Below are 23,425 nucleotides of genomic sequence, written 5' to 3' on the forward strand. Positions count from 1 at the left end.
AAAATGAAATTTTATTGTTAAGTTATTGCTGCAATTAGAAAACATAGCTTAAGGAGCGGCCTTGCCTTACGTTTTATTCGCAGTGGCAATGAAATTATCGCGAGCAAGTAAACATATATCTTGTTTGGGGCTAGGTGCAATTGAGCATTTGCAGTAATATTAGTCATACTTAATGGGTTTTACTGTTTTATTAGCCATGGTTATTGCTCAATGGTTATGGCTAATACAATATTTTTCAGGATTCATTTATGTCTAATGGTTTCACGCCTATAAAAGGGGCTGCTCGTAGCCTGCATTTACAGGTTGCTAGAGAGATTGCTCGGCGAATTTTATCGGGAAGCTTAGCTCAGGGCAGTATTATTCCGGGCGAACTGGAGTTATGTCAGCAATTTGGGGTTAGCCGAACCGCCTTAAGGGAAGCAATTAAATTGCTCAACTCCAAGGGCTTGCTTGAGTCTCGGCCCAAGATTGGTACGCGAGTGCGAGATCGCGAATATTGGAATTTTTTAGATCCTCAATTGCTTGATTGGATGTTGGGCTTAGAAAATACCGAGTTTGCTTACCGTGAGTTTTTAGCGCTACGACGTGCTATAGAGCCAGAAGCGGCAGCCTTAGCTGCGCGTAATGCTACAGCCGAATTGCGCATGCGCTTATCGGAAGTATTTCAGGCGATGATGGCTTCAGTATCCAGTGATGGAGACTTAAGCGCTTGGGCTGACTTAGATATGGAATTTCACCGTCTCGTGTTTTTATCCACCGAGAATCGTTTTTATATTCCTTTTGCCAACGTACTGCGGGTGATGTTTGTCAGCTTTATCGACCGCGCCTCACAGCAAAGCGGCCCGCTTATTGAAGAACATAAAGCAATTTATGATGCCATTATGGCTGGCAATGCCGAGAAGGCGCGCCAAGCTAACTTGCTTCTGTTAGACAAATATAACCAAGGCATGCAGCCGAGTTAGCCTTGCAGCGACGGTCAATGTGTCACAATTAAGATGAAAGCCGCTTATCAATAGCGGCTTTTTTCTTGGCATTCTTGTTATTTGAAGCATTAAATTTACCGGCCAAACCTTGGCTTGGGAAACGCTTCTTCTATTTATCTCTTGGCTAATTGTGGTTATTTAGCAATCGTTATAAACGAGGACTAGACTGGGCTGAATAAGGCTAATCGCAAGCCTGAATAATGCGCTTTTATAAAAGAAATCACTTGAAATGGCAGTGATAGCAAATGTTAGCTCCAATGCTTATTTTATAAAGTCTTCAGCAAGGGAAAGAGCGGGAAGTGAGCTACACTAATGGGGACTATCTATATTTGCGCTTTCTTTGTAGAGCTTAAGAGTGAAGAGCCAGCAATTAAGCAAGTATGGTCTTGGTATTGTCATTTAGTTTTTTTTAAGCGCTGGTGAAGTCATGATAACAATGTCGAGGGCCAAGCATAGAACTTACTCCTCTTCGCTCTCAAATTGGTGGTTGACCACTGAAAGGATGTCTATTGTCGTGCTGTGTGGCGGTGTTAATCCACAATTCGGGTTTCCTAGGAAATTCCCCAATTTGGATGCGCCAGACCTTGGTTGAGGAGACAGCACATCCCTATGTTTTGGTAGTGCATTTGGGTCGTCGCTAGCATTTTCAATAAACATGGATGTACAAATAATGGTGAGATTTATTTTCATTTTATTGCTTTTAAGCTTGCCGGTATCTGCGGCTGAAAGTGCGAGAAAGAAAATCACGCTGGTTTATGAAGTAAAACCTAATCCGCCATTTTATTTAGGTGAAGGCAGTGATATCGATTGGAGAAAGCCTGGAATCACTTTAGAAGTCTTAAAGTTACTCGAAGGTAAATTAAACATAGAGATAGAGTTTAAACGCAGACCTTGGCTTAGGGGGCTTAAGGAAGTAGAAGCCAATGTTGCCGATGGGATTTTTCACGCTAGCTTCAAGCCTGCTCGTTTGCAAATCGGTCGTTATCCCATGAAAAATGACCAGCTGGATGTGAGTAGGAAAATCATGTCGCAGTCATATGCGCTGTATAAACATAAAGACTCACCTCTACAATGGGATGGTCAAGCATTAACAAACCTTAATGGAGATATTGGAGCGGTAAGAGGGTACGCTGTTATTGGAACGATAGAAGGACTTGGGGTGTCGGTGTATGAAGTGAGTTCGCAAATGAATGGGCTAATGATGCTCAAAGCGGGAAGGATTGCTGCTTTTGCGGATATAGCAACGATGACTGATTTTCAAATAAAGTCACATCGTGAGGAGTTTAAAGACATCATCAAAATATCCCCTCCTTTTGCCACAAAAGACTATTTCTTGATGCTTTCTCATCAATTCGTGCATGACAACCCTGCACTTTCTGAAGCGATATGGGATGCGATTAGAGAGCTTCGGGATTCACCGCAATATAAGCTTATTGTTGAAAAATACTATTCAACCTGTAGCTCTGCATGCAGATAAATTAAACCCAAAATAGATGATTAACTAATAAAACAACAGTCAAGACAGCTGCAATAGAGCGTTAGTGACATTGTTATTTCATTTGTTAGCGGCCATCGCGTTGAGTAAGGCCGCTAGCCCTCACTGATTAACCGCAATGCCAATACCAATGCTTTGGTTGGACTTGTTGTAATCGATTAACGACTCTCCGTAGCCATTAAAGTACTTCATGTAGAGGGCAATTTCAGGGGTGAGTCGATAAGCCCAGCGTAAATCGAATGCCCCTTTATTGTCCCGCTTAAGGTTATTTCTGGCTAATACGCTTAAGCGGTGGTCGGGATTAAGCTGCCAGTTAGCGCTTAACTCGCCATAACCATAGTAGTCTTCGATGTTGGGGTTATCATCGTCGTTGGCATCTTCGTTAAGCCGATACCAAGGTTTAAGCGCCACTTCAACAGGTCCTGCGTTAAAGCCAAATTCGGCATACAGGCGATTCCAAGAGCGCGAGCGTAGTTCTGATTGGCCATTGGACTCATGTACAAAACCTACACGTAGCCATTGTAAAATGGGTGCAAGTTCTGGAGCGCTAGTGGCGTTCCATTGATAGAAAAACTCTGGCTCGTAATTGGTTTCTCTAATCGCATCGCTAGAGCGTTGGTAAGCTTGCCAAAAGGTTTGCTGAGAATAGGCAAAGTTGAGGTTGTCGCTGTCGGTAAACAAATGGAAGGGTAGGGTAAGACGAAAGCTAATTTGAAATTCCACTTCTGAGCTTTCGGGTTGTTTGCCGCGTAATCCGTTGGCTAGATCAGGTTTGGCTGGGTTGGCATTGTATTTAAAAGCTAATAGGTAGTTATCCCTAAACATGCTTAGCCCGCCGTAGGTCCACTTGCTGCTGTTTGACATCATTTCTCGGCTATCACCAATTCGGTTTAGCGCAAGCCCAAGGCCAAAGCTTTGGTTATGGATGTTGTAGTCGAGCATGGACTCGCCATAGCCGTTAAAGTATTTGGCGTAGAGCGATAATGCCGGGCTGAAACAATAAGAAAAACGTAAATCTACAGCGCCCTTGTTGTCGGCTTTTAGGTTGTTTCTCAGCATCGCTGAGACCCTATGGTTACATTGGCTGTCACCAAATAGGTAGCTAAGATTAAGCTCGCCATAACCGTAGTAGTCTACAAAGTCGCCACCGTTATTGACCTCTGGGCCAAATGGTAGCCAAGGCTTAAAGCTGATTAACCAATCGTTGTAGGAGGTATCCAATTGTAAGTAAATACGCTCCCAACGGCGGTCAAATTCGTCGGTTGAACCATTGGCTTGATGACTAAGGCCAATACTGGCGGCACGTAATAACCAGCGATCTTGGGCGAGGCTAAATTGCTTTGGTCGCCAAGTATAAATTATTTCTGGTTCGTAGCTGGTATCACGAAAGGGAGCGGAAAAAGGCTTATTGTAAACCTGCCAAAAGCTTTGTTGGGTATAAGCAAGGCTAAAGTAGTCTCTTTTACTCAGTAGGTTCTCAGCCACAATAAGTTTGCCACTAAACTGGAATTCAGCTTCTAGCTTGTCGATGGCCTGTTCCGAATTTTGTACTTTTCTCGCCAGGCGAGGAGAGTAGTCACTTAAACTGGCTGGATCGGGGTTATATTTGGCGAACAGGATGTAGGTATCACGGTAAGTGACTAGTCGTGGGCCTTGCTCGGCTTCCGCATAGAGCGAGCCAAGAATTAAACACCCGGCAAGTAATCCAAATAACTGTTTTTGCATAACATCCCTGTATATTCAGAGGGCCAGCTGCTCAGTGAATTCCAGTGAGCATCCTTATTTATAGAGCATGGTAGCGGGGAAAGCGTGAAGAAGCGAGCTTGCATAGCGAAAGAATAAGCTGAGTTTGCAGAGCATGGCTTGTTACATTGCTACTGCTCTAGGCTGGTTTAAGTGTTTCTACTTGGCAATATGTTAATTGTTTGTTGTAATTGATGTTTATTAACTTTGAGTATATAGGTGATATGGCCACTTCTTCAGCTAGCCCAGTTGGCACAAGCGCTTATCAACTACATTCGAGTTTACCTGAAGTGGCTTACCAAGCCAGCTCACCTTTTTGTCACCCCATTTTTTTACGGGCTTTAGAACAACAAGCTTGTGTTGGCCATAATAGTGGTTGGCAAGCTTGCCATATTGAATTGACTCAAGCTCAAATACTGTTGCCCAGTTACATTAAGACCCATAGTTATGGCGAATATGTGTTTGACTGGGCGTGGGCCGATGCATTTCATCGTTACGGATTTCACTACTATCCCAAGTTGGTAACGATGCAGCCGTTTACTCCAGTGAGTGGAGACAAACATTTTGGCCCGCCGCTAACTGCTGCCACTTTGGCATTATGCGTGGATAGCGTAAAACAGATTTGTCAGCAACAACAACTAAGCTCTTGGCATTGTAATTTTGTTAGCGAGTCCTTGGCCGAGCAAATGGCGCAGCAAGGCATGCTTATACGTCATGGTGTGCAGTTTCAGTGGTTTAACCGTGGCTACCGTGACTTTCAAGAGTATCTAGCCCGCTTTACCTCACGCAAACGCAAGATGGTCAACAAAGAGCGGCGTGTGGCACAATCAGCGGTAGAGGCTATTCACTGGCGTTATGGTAATGAGTTGAGTGACTCACAGTTACAGGCGTTTTATCAGTGTTATCAATCCAGTTACCTTAAGCGTGGCCATAAACCTTATTTGTCATTGAGCTTTTTTAAACAGCTTTGTGAACAAATGGGGAGTTCGATGTTGTTTGTTCAAGCAGAGCAAGCGCAACAAGTGGTAGCCAGTGCCTTGTTCTTTTTTGATCAATCCACCTTATATGGACGTTATTGGGGCTGCATTCAAGAGCTTGAAATGTTGCATTTTGAGTTGTGTTTTTATCAGGGAATCGAGTTCGCTTTAGCTAAAGGCCTAACTGAGTTTAATCCTGGCACCCAGGGGGAGCATAAGTTATTGCGAGGTTTTGAGCCCATCACCACTTATTCGGCCCATTATGTGGCCGATCCCGCCTTTGCTAGTGCCATTGCGCAGTTCTGCGAGGAAGAGCGAGCTCACATGGACAGCTACCAGCAGCAGTGTCGGTCGTTGTTACCCTTTAAACATCATACTGTCCTTGGCGCTTAGCGCTGAGTTTTTATCTTTACCTTGGTGTAGTCTCAGCCGATACCTCAGTGCCGTGAGACGCTACGACTTAGCTGGTGCTTGATGAATAAAGTGCTGGGTTGGATTTTATGCCTTAGCGCTAGGTTTTATTCAGTTTTAATCCAAAGCTCCTTTCTTTACAGCCAGTTAGCAGCAGTTTGTGAAGAATAATCTTGCTATGTATAGGCTCACTATGGTACTCATTGTTTAATAATTACACTTATTTAGTGGTTAACTAAGCAGATCTAGCGAATTTTGCTGGTAGGGTTAATAACTAAAGGCTCAAAGGATGAGCGGGTAAGAGTACTTGAGTAGTGGACTTATAGGCCGCTGCGGTGAAGCTAAAGGAAGGCGAATGGAATATTCTTGGCTGTTAATCACAGCTTTCTTAGTATTTATCATGCAGGCAGGTTTCTTATGCCTCGAAACCGGTAAAATCCGCAGTAAAAACAGTATCAACGTTGCCGCAAAAAACATCTCTGACTTTATTATTGCTGTTCTTGTTTATTGGGCCTTTGGTTTTGCGCTGATGTTTGGCGAGAGTCAAAACGGTCTCTGGGGAGGTAGCGAGTTCTTCTTTGGCGACCAGCAAAGCCCTTATCAAATTAGCTTCTTTTTGTTTCAAACCATGTTCTGTGGCACGGCTGCCACCTTGTTATCTGGCGCTGTGGCCGAGCGTATGTCCTTTGTTGGCTATTTGACTATCTCCTTGGTGTTAAGTGCCGTGATTTATCCGGTGGTTGGCCACTGGGCGTGGTCATCGGTGTATATTGAAGGTAATGCCGGGTGGTTACAGGAATATGGTTTTGTTGATTTTGCGGGGTCTACCATCGTCCATTCGGTGGGCGGCTATGTAGCCTTAGCCGCTATTGTGATTATTGGTCCGCGCATTGGCCGTTTTGATAACCAGCAAGCCATGCCTGTTGGGAATAACTTACCCATGTCTGTATTAGGCACCTTGTTGTTATGGTTGGGGTGGTTTGGTTTTAACGGTGGCAGTACCTTGGTGCTCAATGAACATGTACCTAAAATTATTCTCAATACCTGTTTAGCCGCTGTTGCTGGTGGCTTGGTTAGTTCGTTATGCCATTATCGTGCACGGCGTTTTTTTGATGTGGGCTACATTCTAAATGGGGTGATCGCCGGTTTAGTGTCTATTACCGCGGGTTGCCATGTTATGTCGACTCAGGCCGCATTGGTGGTGGGCTTAGTGGCCGGATTAGTGCTCTATTGGGGAACGCTGTGGCTTGAGAAACTAAAAATAGATGATGCGCTGGGGGTGGTGCCGGCACACTTATTTGCTGGCATATGGGGGACTTTTGCAGTGGCTGTGTTTGGCGACTTGTCGCTTATTGGCACTGGTTTAAGTCGCGCGGAGCAAGTCTACGCTCAGCTGTTGGGAATAGTCAGCATTGGTGTATACAGCTTAAGCCTTTCGTTTATTTTGTTGTGGCTGATTAATCGCTTCATTCCGCTGCGGGTCAGTCGAGAAGATGAGTTACAAGGCATGAATGTGTCTGAACACCATGCCTCAACCGAGCTAATTGACTTGCTTGACTCTATGGCTAGCCAACAGCGAAGAGGACAGTTTTCAGATCCCGTGCCAGTGGAGCCGTTTACGGAAGTGGGGCAAATTGCCAGCCAATACAATCAAGTGATTGATCGGGTGAACAGCGAAATTTCCAAAAGGGATGATGCTATAGAGAGTTTTCGTGCCAGTGAAAAACGTAAGAGCGCGATTCTAGATTCCTCCATGGACAGCATTATTAGCATTGATTTAGAGGGGCGGATTATCGAGTTTAATCCCGCCGCCGAGCGCACTTTTGGTTACCTTAAAGAACAGGTGATTAATAAAAGTTTTATTACGCTGTTTGTATTACCCAAAGATCAGCAAGAAGTGGCTAGCAGCTTAGCTTTTAAGTTCTCTAGCTCTCAGGGCTTGCTTCGCCACCGCCGCAATTCTATTACCCTGACGCGTCATTCGGCCCATGAGTTTCCTGCGGAAATTACCATTACCGGCGCTTCTTTTGGTAGCAGTATGGATAACGAGTTTACCTTGCATATTCGCGATGTGACTCGGCAATTAAAATTGCGTGATAAGTTGCGTCAGCTGGCCTACAGCGATCCCTTAACTGGGTTATATAACCGTACCTACTTGATGGAAGCCTTAAATAAAATCGCCTTGCGTAAGCATGAAGGGCGTAGTCAAGTATTGCTGTTTTTCATGGACTTAGATCGCTTTAAAAAAATTAACGATACCCTCGGCCATAAGGCAGGAGACGAATTACTGTGTGAGGTAGCTAAGCGCTTAGTGGATGTGACCCGCGCCAGCGACATTATCGCTCGCTGGGGGGGCGATGAGTTTGTGATTTTGTTTACCGACTCAGTGACTATCGATTTAGCGCATAAAAAGGCCAATGCTATTTTGTCGATTATGCGCCAGCCTTTAGAGCTAGATGGACGGGTAATTAATATTCCTACCAGTATTGGTGTGGCTTTCGCCGATGTGGCCGAAATTAAAGCTGAGCAGCTAATTCAGCATGCCGATATTGCCATGTATTACGCCAAGCAACGTGGCCGGGATAACTACCAATTGTTTGAAGCTGAAATGGCCCATAAGGCGGCGCGCAGCTTTGATTATGAACAAGAGATGCAAAAGGGCCTTAATGAGCATCAGCAGTTTTCCATTGTTTACCAGCCCAAGGTCAACGCCGAGCGCAAGCTTTTAGGCTTAGAAGCATTGATGCGCTGGAATCACCCCCAAGAGGGCAATATTTCGCCCAGCGAGTTTATTCCCTTGGCTGAAGAGTCAGATTTGATTATTCAGCTGGGTGAGCTAGCCATTGCTCAGGTTTGCCAGCAGCTCTTTGTGTGGAAAAAGCTGGCTTACCCCAAAATAGTGGTATCGGTGAATATTTCCGGTAAGCATTTGGTTTCAGGCCGCTTAGAGCCGTTTGTGAGTAAGATGTTGCAACAATATCAGCTAGACGGTGAACAGTTGGAGTTTGAAATTACCGAGGGGGTATTACTCACCGATATTGAACGTTGTATTGAGGTGATGTCGGGCTTAAAGCAACTGAATATTCAAATATCGGTGGATGATTTCGGCACCGGCTATTCTTCCTTAAATTACTTGAAACGCCTGCCCATTGATGTGCTTAAAATTGATCGCTCGTTTGTGGAAGAGTGTGCCAGCACCGTCGAAGATGGACAAATATGTTCAACCATTATTAACCTTGCCAATAACCTCGAGTTGGTGACGGTAGCAGAAGGCGTGGAAACGCGCGAGCAGTTAGATTTTCTGCAGCATCATGGTTGCTACATTTACCAAGGCTTTTATTTCTATCGCCCTATGTCGGCGGATGCGATTACTCAGTTATTGTTAAAACAGGAGCACTTATCGATAGCCGAAATGGCCTTAGATGGCAGTGTGTAGCTTTAGCGGAAAGAAAAAAGGCGAGCATCAGCTCGCCTTTGTTGTTTTATGCTTGACGTTGGTGCAAGCGAACATTAAGCATTCTGAGTACTGCTTGAATACCGGCAAATACTTGGTTCGAGTTAATCCCACGGGTGTGGAATTGCTTCTTGTCATCGGCCCATTGAATAATACATTCGGTTAGGGCGTTTGCTTTACCACCGGGCGGGATCCGCACTTCGTAGTCAAGTAACTCTGGCATGCTCAGCTTAGCTTTACGCAGTGGCATTTCTAGCGCCTTCATGAAGGCATCAAAACCGCCGTTTCCGTGCCCCGAGCTCTTATACACTTCATCACCAATGCGTAGGCGGATGTTGGCCGAAGATTCTAAATCCAAGCCACTGGTAATGGAGCAATTAAGCAGCTCAATATGCGCAAAGTCGTTGCTTTCCATGATGTCGGCAATGATGAAGGGCAAGTCTGCTGGCGTAATCGTGGCCTTTTGGTCACCTAGCTGGACAATTTTATTCAACAGTTTTTGCTGATTCTCGGGCGATAGCTCGATTTCCATAGCTTCAAGGTTTTTATTAATTGAAGCCTTGCCCGCCATTTTTCCTAAGGCGTAGCTACGTTCACGACCAAAGCGCTCAGGGCTGAGCTCGGTCATGTATAAGTCACCCTTTTGGTCTCCGTCGGCATGAATGCCGGCAGTTTGGGTGAATACATCGGCGCCTACAATCGGGGTATTGGCGGCTAAACGTTTTCCAGAAAAGCTTTCAACCAACTTGGCAATATTGTGAATTTCAGTCTCATCAATATTGAGTTTAAAGCCGAGTTTGTCTTTCAGTACTACCGATACCTCGGCTAATGAGGCATTACCGGCGCGCTCGCCTAAGCAGTTCATGGTGCAATGAATCGAATCAACGCCGGCTTCGGCTGCCGCCATGGCATTGGCCGTGGCTAAACCGTAATCGTTGTGCGGGTGAAAGTTAAATTTCACTCCAGGAAAGCGCTCAATCATGTCGCTTAGGCTAGCATGTACTTCTTTGGGAGCCATAACGCCTAGAGTATCGGGCAACATGAAATGGTTAATACCTTGGTTTTGCAAAGCATCAACCAATTGGTAAACATAATCTGGGCTATTGGCATAGCCATTTGACCAGTCTTCTAGGTAGACATTTACGCTTAAACCTTGGCTATGGGCATAGCTGATGGTTTGGCGAATGTCTTCGATATGCTGTTCTAGAGTTTTGCCTAGTTGGTTGGTGCAATGGTTAAGGCTGCCTTTGGTGAGTAGGTTAATCACCTTAGCGCCGGATTCTACTATCCAATCGACGCTTTTGTTTTTGTCGACAAAGCCTAAAATTTCAATTTTTTCTAAGTATCCAGCGCCTTTGGCCCACTCAGTGAGTTGCTGGACTGCGGCTTTTTCGCCATCGGATACCCGCGCAGAAGCGACTTCAATTCGGTCAACTTTGAGCGATTGAAGTAGGGCTTTACCTATGCTGACTTTTTCTTGGGGGAAGTAGGACACACCTTGAGTTTGCTCGCCGTCACGAAGGGTTGTGTCCATGAGCTGTATTGAGCGTTGTTGCTCCATAAACTACGTCTCGCAGTGAAGAGATTGGCTTGAAAGGCGCAGCAGGCGCTGCGCCAGACGTACAACTACGCGCTTGGCCAAAGCCAAGGTAGCTGTTGTTTGTGTTTTTCTTCAAATTCGGCAATTTTATCTTCGAATTTCAAAGTCCAACCGATGTCATCAAGGCCTTTCAACAAAGTCTCTTTACGGAAGGGGTCAACATCAAACGCAATTTCTTTACCTGCAGGAGTTTGAATCAGCTGGTTTTCTAAATCGATAGTGATTTCAATACCCGGTGCTGCTTCTACTTCATCCATTAATGCTTTTAAGGTAGCGGCATCAACAACGATCGGTAAAATGCCGTTCTTAAAGCAGTTGCTAAAGAAAATATCGGCGTAGCTGGTTGAGATGATGGTATTGAAACCGTAATCGGCGATCGACCAAGGGGCGTGCTCACGTGAGCTACCACAACCAAAGTTATCACCGGCAATCAGAATTTTTGCGCCTTTAAACTCGGGGCGATTTAATTCAAATTCTGGGTTTTCAGTACCATCTTCTAGGTAGCGCCAATCGTGGAAAAGGTGAACACCAAAGCCAGTACGTTCCACTTTTTTTAGAAACTGTTTAGCAATGATTTGGTCGGTATCAACGTTGCTGCGATTCATTACTGCGGCAACAGAGCTGTGTTTTTCATAAGGTTGCATATTTAACTCCAAAAATTTCACTCACATCGATAACTCAATGTGTTTACATTATTTCCAATTACGTAAATCGACGAACTTACCTTCTACGGCTGCTGCTGCGGCCATGGCTGGTGATACAAGGTGGGTACGACCCCCTTTACCTTGTCGTCCTTCGAAGTTTCGGTTTGAAGTTGATGCACAACGTTGTTCAGGTTGAAGGTAGTCACCATTCATCGCCAAACACATTGAACAACCTGGTTCACGCCATTCCCAGCCCGCTTCAATCAGCACTTTGTCAATGCCTTCTTTTTCAGCTTGCTCTTTTACTGGGTAAGAGCCCGGTACGGCAATGGCTTGAACACCCGGTGCCACTTTTTTGCCTTTAGATACTGCGGCAATGGCGCGGAAATCTTCAATGCGGCCATTGGTACATGAACCCACAAATACCACATCAACAGCGACGTCGGTCATCTTCTTACCCGCTTCTAGGCCCATGTAGTTTAGAGCGCTTTTAGCGGCTAAAGATTTAATAGAGTCTTCGATTTGGGCAGGATCTGGAATAGGCTGATCCACCGCTAGAACTTGTTCAGGAGAGGTTCCCCAAGTGACTTGCGGGGCAATGTCTGCGGCGTCGAGTTCTACTACTGCGTCGTACTGGGCACCTTCGTCAGTGGTCAGAGACTTCCAGTATTCTACTGCTTGATCCCAGTACTCACCTTTAGGTGCAAATTCTTTGTCTTTTAAGAAATCAAAGGTTTTTTGGTCAGGCGCGATAAGGCCAGCACGAGCACCACCTTCAATGGCCATGTTACATACGGTCATACGGCCTTCCATGCTTAGTGCTTCGATAGCACTACCAGCAAACTCAATAACATAACCAGTACCGCCTGCGGTACCAATTTTACCAATAATGGCCAGTACAATGTCTTTTGCGGTGGCGTATTCAGATAGCTCGCCATCGACTTTAACCAGCATGGTTTTTGATTTTTTCTGTTGGATGGTCTGAGTGGCCATAATGTGCTCAACCTCAGAAGTACCAATACCAAAGGCCAATGCACCAAATGCGCCGTGGGTTGCAGTGTGGCTGTCACCACAACATACCACCATACCGGGGTGAACAAAGCCGTGCTCAGGAACAACAATATGGATAACACCATTGTTGGCGTTGTTCATGTCATAAAGATTAATGCCGTTGTCAGCACAGTTTCGCGCCATGACTTCAATCTGTTTTTTACCAATTGGGTCGGGGAGAGTCGCACGGTCGCTGACTTTGGTTGGAACACAGTGGTCCATTGTGGCCAGAATGCTGTGTGGGTTACGAACTGAACGTTTAGCCATGCGTAAACCTTCAAAGGCTTGCGGGCTAGTTACTTCGTGCATGAGGTGACGGTCAACAAAAAGGATAGATGCGCTACCTTTTGGTTCGTGGACAACATGCGCGTCCCAGATCTTTTCGTACATTGTTTTTTTCATGGCTTCCTTTACACCCTGTCTGTTGCTCTCACTCGCGCTTTTTTAGTTTATTTGTCAAGCTTAAAGCGGCTGTTTTTAACGTAAAAACTGTTTCTTTTATCGGTTTGCAGATTATGTTTATTGCAGCCCGAAATAGGCTCAAATAAGCATAATTAAGACCCGACATCATAAAACAACATCTTAGGTGCAGCAAGGGGCACGCGCTAATCAGTGGCGATCTTGCGGTGAAGCGAGGCTTTTACCAAATGAAAGCGCTGTCAGTCATAAAATTCATAAATAATCATGCTTTGTTAGTGAAAACTTAACTAGCTTTTGTTTTCATCACTCCAAATAGTTGAACAAGGTGTTTACTCGAAGCCTGCGAGTGAAATGCCATGGAGGTTGAATGAAAGCTTTTAAACTGGGTTTGCTGAGCGCGGCATTGGTAATGGCGGGCGGCTCGGCTAATTTGTCAGCGGCAATGATCAAAACACCCTTGTACATGAACTACGCCGACAGCGGCGTGAATGTGGACCAGCGTTTAAAATTTGCCGGAAAGAGTCGTTATAAAGTGACTCTACCGCTGGAAAAGAAAATCTACCAAGTGCAAATCTCTGACGAAGGTCAGCAGTGTGGCTTGCGCTTTGGCCCAGCCGATAACAGCAAGCTGCGTTTCTCTAAGCCTCAAGCATTAGACAAGTGTGCAAATGATAAGTTTTTTGAGTTAAACATTCGTTTCGCGGGTAACTATGAACTGATCCTCGATAACAGCGATGCCGATAAGCCAACTCTTCAAGTGTCTCGTAAAGCCGAGGCTTCCACCTTTAAACGTAAGCCTCCAGCGGTAGATTGTATTGCCTGGGACGGCAAGCCGGTGACCGTGGATGTCAGTTCTAGCTTCAGTGATGGCCAAGTGGTAAAAGACTTCTACTCTGGGCAAACCCAAAAAGTTAGCAACGGTAAAGTCACCATGCAGCCTGATCCGGCCAGCGGTGGGGTGTTACTGCTTGAGGCCGCAGACGCTAAAGACAGCGCATTTTCTTGGGATAATGCCAGTGTTTATTTCATCATGACCGATCGCTTTAATAACGGCGATACCAGCAACGACTTTCCCTTTAATCGTAAGGCCGATGGCAAACAAGAAACCGGCACCTTCCAGGGTGGTGACTTCAGCGGGATTACTGCCAAGCTAGACTACATTAAAGATCTTGGCATGAATGCCATTTGGGTAACCCCGATTGTTGAGCAGATTCATGGCTTTATTGGTGGCGGTGAAAAAGGTAGCTTCCCCTTCTACGGCTACCATGGTTACTGGGCTTTAGACTTTACCAAGATTGATCCTAACTTAGGTTCTGAAGAAGACTTCGGCCGTTTTGTCGACGAAGCACACAAACGCGGTATTCGGGTACTGGTTGACGTAGTAATGAACCATGTGGGTTACCCCACTATGGACGATATGCAAACCTTTGGCATTAATGCGATGGCGCCGGGCGCTCCTGTTCCAGAAAAATGGACTGACTGGCAGCCGGATATGGCCAAAGGACAAAACTGGCACCGCTACAACAATTTTATTCGCTGGAGCTCAAGTGAGTGGGCAGAGAAGTGGTGGGGACCCGATTGGGTTCGTAGCGGCATGGCCGGCTTTACCGCACCGGGTGGCGATGACATCACCATGAACTTAGCGGGCTTGCCAGACTTGCTTACCGAGAGCACTAAACACGTGGGTTTACCGCCTATTCTTAAAAACAAGAAAGACACCAAAGCGGTAGAGCGCGAGGGTTATACCGTGCTGGATTATTTGGTGGAGTGGCATACCAATTGGGTGCGTGACTACGGCGTAGACGGCTTCCGCGCCGATACCGTAAAACACGTTGAGCCTAAGGTATGGGCAAAACTAAAAGACGCGGCCACCGAGGCCTTGGCCGAGTGGAAGAGCAACAACCCCGACAAAGCACTTGATGACAAACCGTTTTGGATGGTGGGTGAAGTGTGGCATCACGGTGCTTACCGCGACTTCTACTACGATAACGGCATGGACAGCTTAATTAATTTTGAATATGCCGGCGATAGTGCAGCGCTGCGTGGGTCTCAGTGTTTGGCGCAAAACGAAAAAATGTATGCGACCTACGCCAAAGACATCAATAGTGACCCAAGCTTTAACTTGCTTACCTATATTAGTTCGCATGATACCAAGCTATTCTACTCAAATTATGAGGATATTCCGTTACAAGCCGGCGCGGGTACTGCCTTGTTGATGATGCCAGGTGGCGTGCAATTGTATTACGGTGATGAAAGTGCCAGACCGCGTGGTCCGCAAACTGATGCCTTTGACTCGCCTACGCGTTCATTCATGAACTGGCAGCAAATTGAAAAAGATGCCGAGCGTCAAGCGCTGCTACAGCATTGGCAAAAAGTGGGACAGTTCCGCGATCGTCACGTAGCGATTGGTGCGGGTGAACACCATAAGATTAGCGACCAACCTTATGCCTTTAGCCGAACTAAGGGTGATGACAAAGTGGTGGTGGTATTTGCCGGTGTGGCACAATAAGCCTTAAGGCGAAACAACAAGCGACTCGTTGGAGTCGCTTTTTTTTGCTTAAAATCGGTGTTTAGTTGGAGCTTATTGGTCGCTGTTTACCGCGACCCAATCAACGCTAACCCCAGCCTGATTAAACATCTCTTCACTGACTTTAATTTTATCCTGCCAGCGTGAAAGAAAGTCTGCCGATTGCTCGGGGCAATGCACGGTGGTGATGCCAGTTTGAATAATCTTGGCCGCACAGTTAGGGCAGGGAAAGTGGGTCACCCAAATCTCACAAGCCGATAAGTCGCGCTTTGCAAAAAGGATGGCATTTTCTTCAGCGTGCAGGGTTTTCAACAATTTCATTTCTCGATTGTCGGTTTCGGCGCTGTCTGAGATGCCATGTGGATAACCATTAAAACCTAGCGAAACAATGCGGTTGCTTTCGGTGATAACTGCGCCCACTTGAGTTGAGGGATCTTTACTCCACGAGGCGACTAGTTCAGCCATTTGTACGAAGCGTTTCGCCCATTTAGATGCCATGTTTACTCTCTCCTTTTTATGCGCGCTTATTGTGCGGAAGATCAATCAGGCTTGCAAGATGCAATGTGCTGAGAACGCTACAAATGGTGATGCTAGCCACCAGACTTAGGCTAGCTGATTGCAAGACTAAGTTATGTTAGCTTGTGAGAGATTAATTAAGGAGTGCCAATAGCTATGAATATGCAACGCTTCTCTGAACTCAGCGGATTATCCCCACATACGCTTCGTTACTATGAAAAAATCGGTTTATTAAAACACATTCAGCGAAATTGTAGTGGCCATCGAGTATATAGCAGCAAAGATTTAACTTGGGTTGAGTTTATTGTGCGTTTGAAAGAGACCGCCATGCCGCTAGCCGATATTTTGCAATATGCCCGTTTGCGTGAACAGGGCAGTACTAGTTTAGCTGCCCGTCAAGCCTTGTTAGAAGCGCACCAGCAACAGCTTAAGCAACACATCGAGCAACAACGTACCCATCTACAGGCGCTGCAGCACAAGATTAGCTTATATCAGCAGCAAAAAGTGACTTGACTTAGAGTAAACTCGAAGTTGTAGCCTAAGCATGTGACTTAACTCAAGGAGCAAGCAGTAATGGCACAATCACGTTTTGAACTAGGCTTACAACAACTCAATAAAATAGATGGACAGGCGGGTCAGCAGGTTATCGACAGCTTACAAGATATCTCGCCGGATTTAGCGCGTATGGTGATTGAGTTCCCCTTTGCCGATGTCTATCCCCGACCCGGTTTAGACTTAAAGGTGAGAGAATTAATTACTGTAGCCGCACTCACTGCAATGGCTAATTGTCAGCCGCAACTAAAGGTTCACCTACATGCGGCTTTAAATGTGGGGTGTTCGGAACAAGAAATAAAAGAAGTGATTATACAGATGGCGGTTTACGCGGGTTTTCCTGCAGCACTTAACGCCATGTTTGCGTTTAAGGAAGTGTTACAAACGCAAGATTAATCAAAGATTGGCCGCTTCAGTGTGATGGAAGCGGCCAAGCTACTAATTCATGCTGGCGATAAACTTATCAGACTCGGCAATGGCGCGGCTCATTTGTTTGATCAGTTCGGCTACGTCTTGTTCTAAGCTGGAAAACTCTTTACCCACAGCACCAATAGCTCGAGCATTGAGGTTGTGTTTTAGATAAAGTTGATTATCGTTGAGTCGGCTTAATACAGGCTGCATTTGTGACTCGGCTTGGCGCATGGCGGCTAGCATTTTGGCATAACGCTGACGAGTCGTATCGAGCTGCCGTCTACTTTCAGCTTTTAAACTGGCCGATTGGTATTGGTCTAACTCTTCCCGCCATTCGGCAAACAGAGCCTGGGCAACGCTATCGACTTCTTCAATGCGCTCAGTCACTTCTTCTGAGGCAGCTTTGGCATCAAGGTATTGCTCGTTGGTTTCGTCATAAACGGCTTCTAAGTCGCCTCCATCAAATTTGGTGAGGCTTTTGAGTTGCTCTAGAGCAGAGCTAAATTGTTGCTGCGCTTCTTGTTGGCTTTGCTGAGTATCTTCGATACGGTCGACTAAAATTTCTCGCTTGTGATAGCCGACTTTTTCCATCGCTGAGTAATAGGTTGATTCACAGCCCACTAGGCTAAAAATCACTAATAAAGCACCAATTAATCTCATCGTATTCCTCCTGGAGTATAACGCGCCGCGTCTACAATAGACCAAATATGAACGATCACCGCAATCACCGGTGGAATAATTAACCACCAAAGCGCATAACCTGCCGCCGTGATAAGAAAAAACAGCGCAGCAGATAAGATCCGCCCTTGTACTAATTGGCCTAGCCCTGGAATGAAAAAACTACAAATTGCCGCCAGTACGTTACCTGTAGAGCCTTGCTCAGACATCTGTTTAGCCTCGTTGTTGAACATTATTTTTGCCTTATGTTGCCAGACTCCGACGCGCTAAGCGAGCACAATACATGGCTTTTTGTGGCTTGAACTTAAAGCATCTGTATGTTGTTTAATCTGCTCTTATGTTTAATTGCTATCGCTGGCTGGCTTGGTGATAATAGGCTGTTTCGAATAAAAATCGCTTCTATTCTCGGTGCTTACTTACGGATATTGAATGAAATTTCTCCATACTTCAGATTGGCACATTGGCCGCCAACTGCATAATCACTCTTTGCTTGAAGATCAGCGCGTGGTGCTGGGCCAAATTGTCGATTTAGCAGAGCGACATCAGGTGGATGCGCTGGTGGTGGCTGGAGATGTATTTGACCGTTCGGTTCCGCCCAGCCAAGCGATTGAGTTACTGGATGAGATCCTCGCTCGCTTGGTAAAGGACTTAGCCATTCCGGTGATTATGATTGCCGGTAACCATGATGGCGCTCAGCGCTTGGCCTTTGCTTCCAAGCACATGCAGCAAAGCGGGCTATATATAGTGGGGCCTTTAAGCAATCCGCCGCAGGCCATACGCATTAAATCTAAGCAGGGTGATGATGCGGTGTTTTACCCGCTACCCTACGCAGAGCCAGCCTTAGTGAGAGAACTATATGGTCTTGAACTAACTAGCCACCAACAGGCCATGCAAGTCTTGCTCGATAAGGTGGCTGAAGATGATAGCCAAGGTTTAAGTAAGGTGGTGGTGGCTCATTGCTTTTTGGATGGTGGTGATGAGTCTGATTCGGAGCGCCCCCTTAGCATTGGTGGCGCAGATAAAATCTCTCCTCGTTTGTTTAGTGAGTTTAGTTACACTGCGCTTGGCCATTTACATGGGCCGCAATATAAGGGGCAACCACATATTCGCTACTCGGGGTCGCCCTTAAAATATTCATTTAGCGAGCAACACCAAGCTAAGTCAGTGAGTTTAGTCACGATAACGCAGGGCAAGGCCGAGTTTGAATTATTGCCCTTAAGGCCGCTGCGAGACGTACGGGTCATAGAGGGCTATTTAGATGAACTATTGCAAGCTGAGTTAGATGAGCAAGCGCGACAAGACTACTTGATGGTGAGACTGCTGGATAAATCCGCAATACTCGATGCTATGGGCAAGCTGCGCGAAGTTTACCCTAATGTTCTGCATTTAGAGCGCACCGGGCTGATGGCCAATAAGCAACAATTAGAGTTAAATCGCCAGCATATGAGCCGCGATGAATTTGATATGTTCAGCGATTTTTTCTCGCAGGTGAGTGGTGAAGACTTGTCCGATGAACAGCGAGAAGTACTGCTACAAACCATTTCTCAATTACACGAGAGAGTATACTAATGCGTCCCTTGCGTTTAAGTTTGTCGGCCTTTGGGCCTTTTGCCGAACAAGAGCTCATTGATTTTAGCTTGCTAGGGCGTAACCCCTTATTTTTGCTAAATGGCCCCACTGGTGCGGGTAAAACCACCTTATTAGATGCGATATGTTTCGCCCTCTATGGCAAAACAACTGGTGATGAGCGTGAAGGGGCGCAAATGCGCTGTGATTTAGCCGAGCCCTCGCGTTTAACCGAAGTGAGCTTTGAGTTTGAGTTGGGGCAGCAACGTTACCGTATTCGTCGTGTACCAGAACAAGCTCGCTTAAAAAAATCCGGAGACGGATATACTCAGCAGAAGCCAGAAGCGCAGTTAGTTGAGATTGACTCCAACGGTGAAGAAAGCATTTTGGTGGCTTCTAAGGTATCTGAAGCAAGCAGTGAAATTGAGCGTTTAACCGGCTTAGATGCCGACCAATTTCGTCAAGTAATGGTCTTACCGCAAGGTAAATTTCGCCAACTGTTAATGGCCGACTCTAAAGAGCGAGAGAAGATCTTTAGTCAACTGTTTCAAACCCATATCTATCGACGCATTGAAGACAGTTTGAAAGTCCAGGCAGACGAAATTAAAGCTGCGGTACTGGAGCAAAAAAATATTCGCACTGGCATTCTACACAGTGCCAACTTACAAGAAGGGCAAGCGCTAGAGGATGAACTCGCAGATTTGGCACCCGCGGTAAGCCAAGCCTTAAGGGCTAAACAGCAGGCTGAGCAAGCCTATCAACAGGCGAGTCAGGCCTTAGATTCGGCTAAAGTTGTGCAGGCCGATTTCACCGAGCTCAGTAAACTCAAGCAACAACTGAGCGAGTTGGATAAACAGCAAAAGCAAGTTGAGCTACAACAGCAGCAGTTACAAGCAGCCAAAGCCGCGCAGACTTTGAAGCCGCGAGATGATCTTAAAATTCAACGCTTTGATGAAGCCAAACAAGCCAGCATTTTGCAAACTCAGTGCGAGTCTGATTTACATCAAGCGCGTCAAAACTTAGCAAGCCTCGAACAGCAATACGCCTTGTTACCTGAAAAAGAACAACAAGTTAATGGCGTTCGCCAGCAATTAAGCCTGTTACAGAGTTATAAGCCCTTACTTGAGAAAGTGGCTCAGTTAAGAGAGCAGGTTAGTGCCGCACAGCAAAAGTTAAACGCGCAGAGCGAGCAAGGGCAACAGCTTAAACAACAGATGCAGGCGCTGCAGCAACAAAAAACGCAATTGAATCAGCAACAAATTCAATTAGCTGAACAAGCAGAAACCCAAGCCGATAAGCAGAAAAAACTCAGTGAGCTGGAGCAAGTATTAGGTTTGGCGCAAGAACTGGCGGCCTTAAAGCAACAACAGGAACAAGATCAACAAGCCTTGATTGCATCGGCTGAGCAGGGCAAACAGTTAGCGGAGCGCTATCAAGCCACGCAGTTGCAGGCTAATCAAATGCAGTTGGCTTGGCATCAGGGTCAAGCGGCGCTGATGGCGCAGCGCTTAAATGTTGGAGAGGCCTGCCCGGTATGTGGCAGTGTTAATCATCCCCAGCTGGCGCATAGCTCTCAAGCGATACCGAGCGAGCAAGAGCTAGAGCAGGCGCGAAACGCAGAGCAAGCCGCGCGCGATAAGTTGGGCCAAGCACGCCAAGACTACAAGGTGCTTAAGGATAAACAACAAGAGCGCAGCCAACAGCAACAGCTGCTAGTGTCGCGATTAGCTGAGCAGGCAAGTTTGTCGCCCAGCCAGCTCAGTGAGCAGTTAGAGCAAGCAAAATTGGCGCTGCAGCAGGCCCAGCAAGCACAGCAGCAAGTTAAACAAGTTCAACAGCAGCTTGACGCGCTCGCTCAGCAAGAACAGGATGCTTTGCAAAGCATAGAGAAAGCCAGAGAGCTCTACCAAAGCCAGCGTAGCCAACTAGATCTATTACAAGGACAGTTCGAGCAAGCCAAGCAGCAGTTACCACCGCAATATGGCGAATTGGCTTTATTGCAGCAGGAGATCGACTTGCAAGCGAGCCAGCTTGAGCACTTAGAAAAAACCATTAAGCAAACTCAGCAAGATTACGCTCTGTGTCGAGAGCAAGTTAGTGCCAAGCAATCGGCCTTTGATGCGGCTAAACAGAGCTTAAAACTTGCCCAACAAGCCCTAAGCCAAGCGCAAGCGTCGTTTAAACAGCAGTTAGATGACTCCTGTTTTGCTAGTGAAATTGCTTACAATGAAGCGCTTATGGATGAAGTTGATATGAATGAGCTGCAGCGCCATATAGATGACTATGCCACTCGAGTGACTAAGTTGAAGGTGCAAGCAGAGCAAGTAGAGCTGAAATTAAAAGGCAAAGAAGAGCCAGACTTAGCCGTTTTAGAACAAGCCTTAGAGCAAACGAAAGGCGAGCGAGAGCGCGCCGAGCTGCAGTGGAATAGCGCCAATAATCGTTTAAGCAATCTGCAAAATATTCAGCAGAAATTGCAACAGGCAGAATTGTTCGATCAACGTTTGCAACAGCAATACCAAGTTATTGGTACCTTAGCCGATGTGGCTAATGGCAGAACCGGTAACAAAATCAGCCTGCAGCGTTTTGTATTGAGCGTACTGCTTGATGATGTGTTATTGCAAGCCAGCGAACGTTTACAGATGATGAGTAAAGGTCGCTATCAGTTGCTGCGTAAAGAGCAGCGCGCTAAAGGTAACAAGGCATCGGGCTTAGAGCTGGAGGTAGAGGACAGTTACACTTCCAAGGTTCGCTCGGTTGCTACCTTAAGCGGCGGTGAAAGCTTTATGGCGGCCTTAGCGATGGCCTTAGGTTTGTCTGATGTGGTTCAAGCTTATGCTGGGGGATTAAGTTGGATACGCTGTTTATTGATGAAGGATTTGGTAGCCTCGATCAAGAGTCTTTAGACCTAGCCATTCGAACACTAATAGATTTACAAAGCGCAGGTCGCATGGTCGGGGTTATTTCACACGTATCAGAAATGAAAGAGCAAATCGCTAGCCGGATTGATGTGATAAAACAGGCGGATGGCAGTCATATTAAGGTGGTAGTACCGTAAACACTAGGGAAATAGAGATGAAACAGCACCTGCCGCGATGGGCAGGTGCGTAATAAGACAATTAAATCTTATAAGTAATTGAGAAGTAATGGCCAAAGCCGGTGGTTTCTAAAGGCGAACCACCTGGGTAGGCGGCAAAACCATCACGCATGCCGTAAGTATCATAGAAGGATTTCAAGCCATAACCCGCGGCAAAACGGTCTGAGTGCCAATAAATACCATGATAGGTTTGTCCGCCCGAGGTAGTGCGGTTAGCTTGACTGGAGTAGCCATTGGCAGCAAACATGTGATCCCAGTAGCCTTGGTAAGAAATGAAGCTACCGTTGTCGAAGAAGTAGACGGGCTTGAACCAGTTGGCAGAAAATTGAAAACCATTAAATGAACCTTCATCTTCGTTGCCAAAGTTTTTCACGCTGTAGCGGGAGTAGAGGTTCATGCCTACTTTACCAAACCAAGGTAGCGCAACATCGGCACCCAAACCAATGAAGTGTTCTTGTTGTTGTTGGCCAAAGTTATTGAGGTTGGCAATGTAGAGTTCTTGCACCGGACCAAAAGACAGGTCTTTACCTGTTACGGCATCGAGTGAAAGACGAGGTGCAAACTTCATGAACATGCCGCCAGTTTCATGTTTAGAGCTGCTTTCACTATTGGTAATGTCGAACACATCCACATAACCGTAGAAGTCAAAATAGCCTGAGCGTCCGCCGAACTCAAATTCCAAATAGGTATCTTTATAACCTTGGTCGATGTCATGTGGTTTTTGATCGATGGTATGCATTAAGTTTAATTGCATCCAGTGAAAATCATTTGCGTGTACATCGTCGCCAATTTCCGCTGCATGGCTGGTTAATGATGTTGCTGCAATGAGTGCCGCGCCCGCTAGAGCAAGTTTGTTCATTGGTAGTTCCTCGTTCACTTAACAGTGAATTGCCGTGGTGTGCATGGTAAGTTTCGCGGGCATTCTATAGTGCGGAACATGAAAAGTTCAGCTTTTACTTTATATCACCTGAGTGGTTTTTAAGCTAAAAAGCAATATTAACCAAATTTGTTGCTTGTTGATGGTTTTGTTGTTTGCTTATGTGAATTTTAGTGGCTTTAAGTTTTTATTTTTGTGGTTTTTGTGGGTTTTTATCTTGCTGGGTTTGGGCGGTAGCCTGTTGGGCTAATTTATTCTCGTAGTCGTCTGTCACTATTGCTAGTGCTTGTAAGGCCAGCTTTGGCTCAATCTGGTTCTCTTCGAGTAATTGGATGAGGTCTACGGCGAGTTGAATGTGTTTAGGGGCGGTTTCAAGAGACATGGTTTTCTCGTCAGGGAAGTGCTAGCACCCGCATGAGCTAAG

The 23,425-nt window shown here is 46.0% G+C and carries 19 protein-coding genes; 10 read left to right on the forward strand and 9 right to left on the reverse strand.

Annotation, left to right across the window (positions count from 1 at the left end; all coding sequences use genetic code 11):
* Positions 1-248 precede the first annotated feature (248 nt).
* Positions 249-962 carry a FadR/GntR family transcriptional regulator gene (locus AR383_RS00745; RefSeq protein WP_055731397.1) on the forward strand — a complete coding sequence of 238 codons (714 nt, stop codon included), beginning with the start codon at positions 249-251 and terminating at the stop codon, positions 960-962.
* A gap of 676 nt (positions 963-1,638) precedes the next feature.
* Positions 1,639-2,460 carry a substrate-binding periplasmic protein gene (locus AR383_RS00750; protein ID WP_055731398.1) on the forward strand — a complete coding sequence of 274 codons (822 nt, stop codon included), beginning with the start codon at positions 1,639-1,641 and terminating at the stop codon, positions 2,458-2,460.
* 120 nt (positions 2,461-2,580) lie between these two features.
* Here AR383_RS00750 and AR383_RS00755 read toward each other — a convergent pair whose 3' ends face one another.
* Complete coding sequence (locus AR383_RS00755) at positions 2,581-4,203, reverse strand: phospholipase A (protein WP_055731399.1); 1,623 nt, start codon at positions 4,201-4,203, stop codon at positions 2,581-2,583.
* Between the two features lie 212 nt (positions 4,204-4,415).
* Between AR383_RS00755 and AR383_RS00760 the strand changes: the two genes are divergently transcribed.
* The gene (locus AR383_RS00760) at positions 4,416-5,591 is read left to right on the forward strand and encodes a GNAT family N-acetyltransferase (protein ID WP_055731400.1); all 1,176 of its coding nucleotides are present in this window, start codon (positions 4,416-4,418) and stop codon (positions 5,589-5,591) included.
* A 373-nt stretch (positions 5,592-5,964) separates the two neighbouring features.
* The gene (gene amt / locus AR383_RS00765; RefSeq protein ID WP_055731401.1) at positions 5,965-9,045 is read left to right on the forward strand and encodes an ammonium transporter; all 3,081 of its coding nucleotides are present in this window, start codon (positions 5,965-5,967) and stop codon (positions 9,043-9,045) included.
* 46 nt (positions 9,046-9,091) lie between these two features.
* On the opposite strand, the gene AR383_RS00770 is transcribed toward amt, so the two are convergent.
* The 3 genes from AR383_RS00770 to leuC all read right to left on the reverse strand — a co-directional run bounded on the left by AR383_RS00770 (position 9,092) and on the right by leuC (position 12,759).
* Complete coding sequence (locus AR383_RS00770; protein WP_229711072.1) at positions 9,092-10,597, reverse strand: alpha-isopropylmalate synthase regulatory domain-containing protein; 1,506 nt, start codon at positions 10,595-10,597, stop codon at positions 9,092-9,094.
* Between the two features lie 92 nt (positions 10,598-10,689).
* Positions 10,690-11,307, reverse strand: a complete 618-nt coding sequence (leuD, locus tag AR383_RS00775; RefSeq protein ID WP_055731403.1) for a 3-isopropylmalate dehydratase small subunit — start codon at positions 11,305-11,307, stop codon at positions 10,690-10,692.
* Between the two features lie 48 nt (positions 11,308-11,355).
* On the reverse strand, positions 11,356-12,759 hold the full coding sequence (gene leuC / locus AR383_RS00780; RefSeq protein WP_055731404.1) for a 3-isopropylmalate dehydratase large subunit: 1,404 nt from the start codon (positions 12,757-12,759) through the stop codon (positions 11,356-11,358).
* Positions 12,760-13,144: 385 nt separating this feature from the next.
* Between leuC and AR383_RS00785 the strand changes: the two genes are divergently transcribed.
* A complete protein-coding gene (locus AR383_RS00785) occupies positions 13,145-15,286 on the forward strand; it encodes an alpha-amylase (protein WP_083481446.1) in 2,142 nt (713 codons plus the stop codon).
* Between the two features lie 72 nt (positions 15,287-15,358).
* On the opposite strand, the gene AR383_RS00790 is transcribed toward AR383_RS00785, so the two are convergent.
* Positions 15,359-15,802, reverse strand: a complete 444-nt coding sequence (locus AR383_RS00790; protein WP_055731405.1) for a dCMP deaminase family protein — start codon at positions 15,800-15,802, stop codon at positions 15,359-15,361.
* A 174-nt stretch (positions 15,803-15,976) separates the two neighbouring features.
* Here AR383_RS00790 and AR383_RS00795 point away from each other — a divergent pair, with 174 nt between their 5' ends.
* The gene (locus AR383_RS00795; RefSeq protein ID WP_055731406.1) at positions 15,977-16,333 is read left to right on the forward strand and encodes a MerR family transcriptional regulator; all 357 of its coding nucleotides are present in this window, start codon (positions 15,977-15,979) and stop codon (positions 16,331-16,333) included.
* A 60-nt stretch (positions 16,334-16,393) separates the two neighbouring features.
* Entirely contained in the window at positions 16,394-16,768 is a 375-nt protein-coding gene (locus AR383_RS00800; RefSeq protein ID WP_055731407.1) for a carboxymuconolactone decarboxylase family protein, read from the forward strand.
* Positions 16,769-16,810: 42 nt separating this feature from the next.
* On the opposite strand, the gene AR383_RS00805 is transcribed toward AR383_RS00800, so the two are convergent.
* Together AR383_RS00805 and AR383_RS00810 are read right to left on the reverse strand one after the other, a co-directional pair.
* Positions 16,811-17,443, reverse strand: coding sequence for a DUF2959 domain-containing protein (locus tag AR383_RS00805; RefSeq protein ID WP_055731408.1), 633 nt, complete (start codon positions 17,441-17,443; stop codon positions 16,811-16,813).
* Entirely contained in the window at positions 17,440-17,670 is a 231-nt protein-coding gene (locus AR383_RS00810; protein WP_055734930.1) for a hypothetical protein, read from the reverse strand. Before AR383_RS00810 ends, AR383_RS00805 begins: the two co-directional genes overlap by 4 nt.
* 220 nt (positions 17,671-17,890) lie before the next feature.
* Between AR383_RS00810 and AR383_RS00815 the strand changes: the two genes are divergently transcribed.
* From AR383_RS00815 to AR383_RS22760, 3 genes are read left to right on the forward strand one after another with little or no spacing between them, the layout of a single operon-like run.
* Positions 17,891-19,030, forward strand: coding sequence for an exonuclease SbcCD subunit D (locus AR383_RS00815; protein WP_055731409.1), 1,140 nt, complete (start codon positions 17,891-17,893; stop codon positions 19,028-19,030).
* Entirely contained in the window at positions 19,030-21,933 is a 2,904-nt protein-coding gene (locus AR383_RS22755) for an AAA family ATPase (RefSeq protein WP_055731410.1), read from the forward strand. Before AR383_RS00815 ends, AR383_RS22755 begins: the two co-directional genes overlap by 1 nt.
* A complete protein-coding gene (locus AR383_RS22760) occupies positions 21,879-22,085 on the forward strand; it encodes a P-loop NTPase family protein (protein ID WP_157051614.1) in 207 nt (68 codons plus the stop codon). The genes AR383_RS22755 and AR383_RS22760 overlap by 55 nt, the downstream gene beginning before the upstream one ends.
* Before the next feature lie 61 nt (positions 22,086-22,146).
* Here AR383_RS22760 and AR383_RS00825 read toward each other — a convergent pair whose 3' ends face one another.
* Positions 22,147-22,983, reverse strand: coding sequence for a nucleoside-specific channel-forming Tsx family protein (locus AR383_RS00825; protein ID WP_055731411.1), 837 nt, complete (start codon positions 22,981-22,983; stop codon positions 22,147-22,149).
* A 205-nt stretch (positions 22,984-23,188) separates the two neighbouring features.
* A complete protein-coding gene (gene rsmS, locus AR383_RS00830) occupies positions 23,189-23,383 on the reverse strand; it encodes a pleiotropic regulatory protein RsmS (protein WP_055731412.1) in 195 nt (64 codons plus the stop codon).
* Positions 23,384-23,425 lie beyond the last annotated feature (42 nt).

Source organism: Agarivorans gilvus (genome assembly GCF_001420915.1).
Lineage (GTDB): Bacteria > Pseudomonadota > Gammaproteobacteria > Enterobacterales > Celerinatantimonadaceae > Agarivorans > Agarivorans gilvus.

Bases quoted from the DNA above. Each gene is read 5' to 3' on its own strand.
- AR383_RS00745 (WP_055731397.1), top strand. From the start codon at position 249: ATGTCTAATGGTTTCACGCCTATAAAAGGGGCTGCTCGTAGCCTGCAT.
- AR383_RS00750 (WP_055731398.1), top strand. From the start codon at position 1,639: ATGGATGTACAAATAATGGTGAGATTTATTTTCATTTTATTGCTTTTA.
- AR383_RS00755 (WP_055731399.1), bottom strand. From the start codon at position 4,203: ATGCAAAAACAGTTATTTGGATTACTTGCCGGGTGTTTAATTCTTGGC.
- AR383_RS00760 (WP_055731400.1), top strand. From the start codon at position 4,416: ATGTTTATTAACTTTGAGTATATAGGTGATATGGCCACTTCTTCAGCT.
- amt (WP_055731401.1), top strand. From the start codon at position 5,965: ATGGAATATTCTTGGCTGTTAATCACAGCTTTCTTAGTATTTATCATG.
- AR383_RS00770 (WP_229711072.1), bottom strand. From the start codon at position 10,597: ATGGACACAACCCTTCGTGACGGCGAGCAAACTCAAGGTGTGTCCTAC.
- leuD (WP_055731403.1), bottom strand. From the start codon at position 11,307: ATGCAACCTTATGAAAAACACAGCTCTGTTGCCGCAGTAATGAATCGC.
- leuC (WP_055731404.1), bottom strand. From the start codon at position 12,759: ATGAAAAAAACAATGTACGAAAAGATCTGGGACGCGCATGTTGTCCAC.
- AR383_RS00785 (WP_083481446.1), top strand. From the start codon at position 13,145: ATGAAAGCTTTTAAACTGGGTTTGCTGAGCGCGGCATTGGTAATGGCG.
- AR383_RS00790 (WP_055731405.1), bottom strand. From the start codon at position 15,802: ATGGCATCTAAATGGGCGAAACGCTTCGTACAAATGGCTGAACTAGTC.
- AR383_RS00795 (WP_055731406.1), top strand. From the start codon at position 15,977: ATGAATATGCAACGCTTCTCTGAACTCAGCGGATTATCCCCACATACG.
- AR383_RS00800 (WP_055731407.1), top strand. From the start codon at position 16,394: ATGGCACAATCACGTTTTGAACTAGGCTTACAACAACTCAATAAAATA.
- AR383_RS00805 (WP_055731408.1), bottom strand. From the start codon at position 17,443: ATGAGATTAATTGGTGCTTTATTAGTGATTTTTAGCCTAGTGGGCTGT.
- AR383_RS00810 (WP_055734930.1), bottom strand. From the start codon at position 17,670: ATGTCTGAGCAAGGCTCTACAGGTAACGTACTGGCGGCAATTTGTAGT.
- AR383_RS00815 (WP_055731409.1), top strand. From the start codon at position 17,891: ATGAAATTTCTCCATACTTCAGATTGGCACATTGGCCGCCAACTGCAT.
- AR383_RS22755 (WP_055731410.1), top strand. From the start codon at position 19,030: ATGCGTCCCTTGCGTTTAAGTTTGTCGGCCTTTGGGCCTTTTGCCGAA.
- AR383_RS00825 (WP_055731411.1), bottom strand. From the start codon at position 22,983: ATGAACAAACTTGCTCTAGCGGGCGCGGCACTCATTGCAGCAACATCA.
- rsmS (WP_055731412.1), bottom strand. From the start codon at position 23,383: ATGTCTCTTGAAACCGCCCCTAAACACATTCAACTCGCCGTAGACCTC.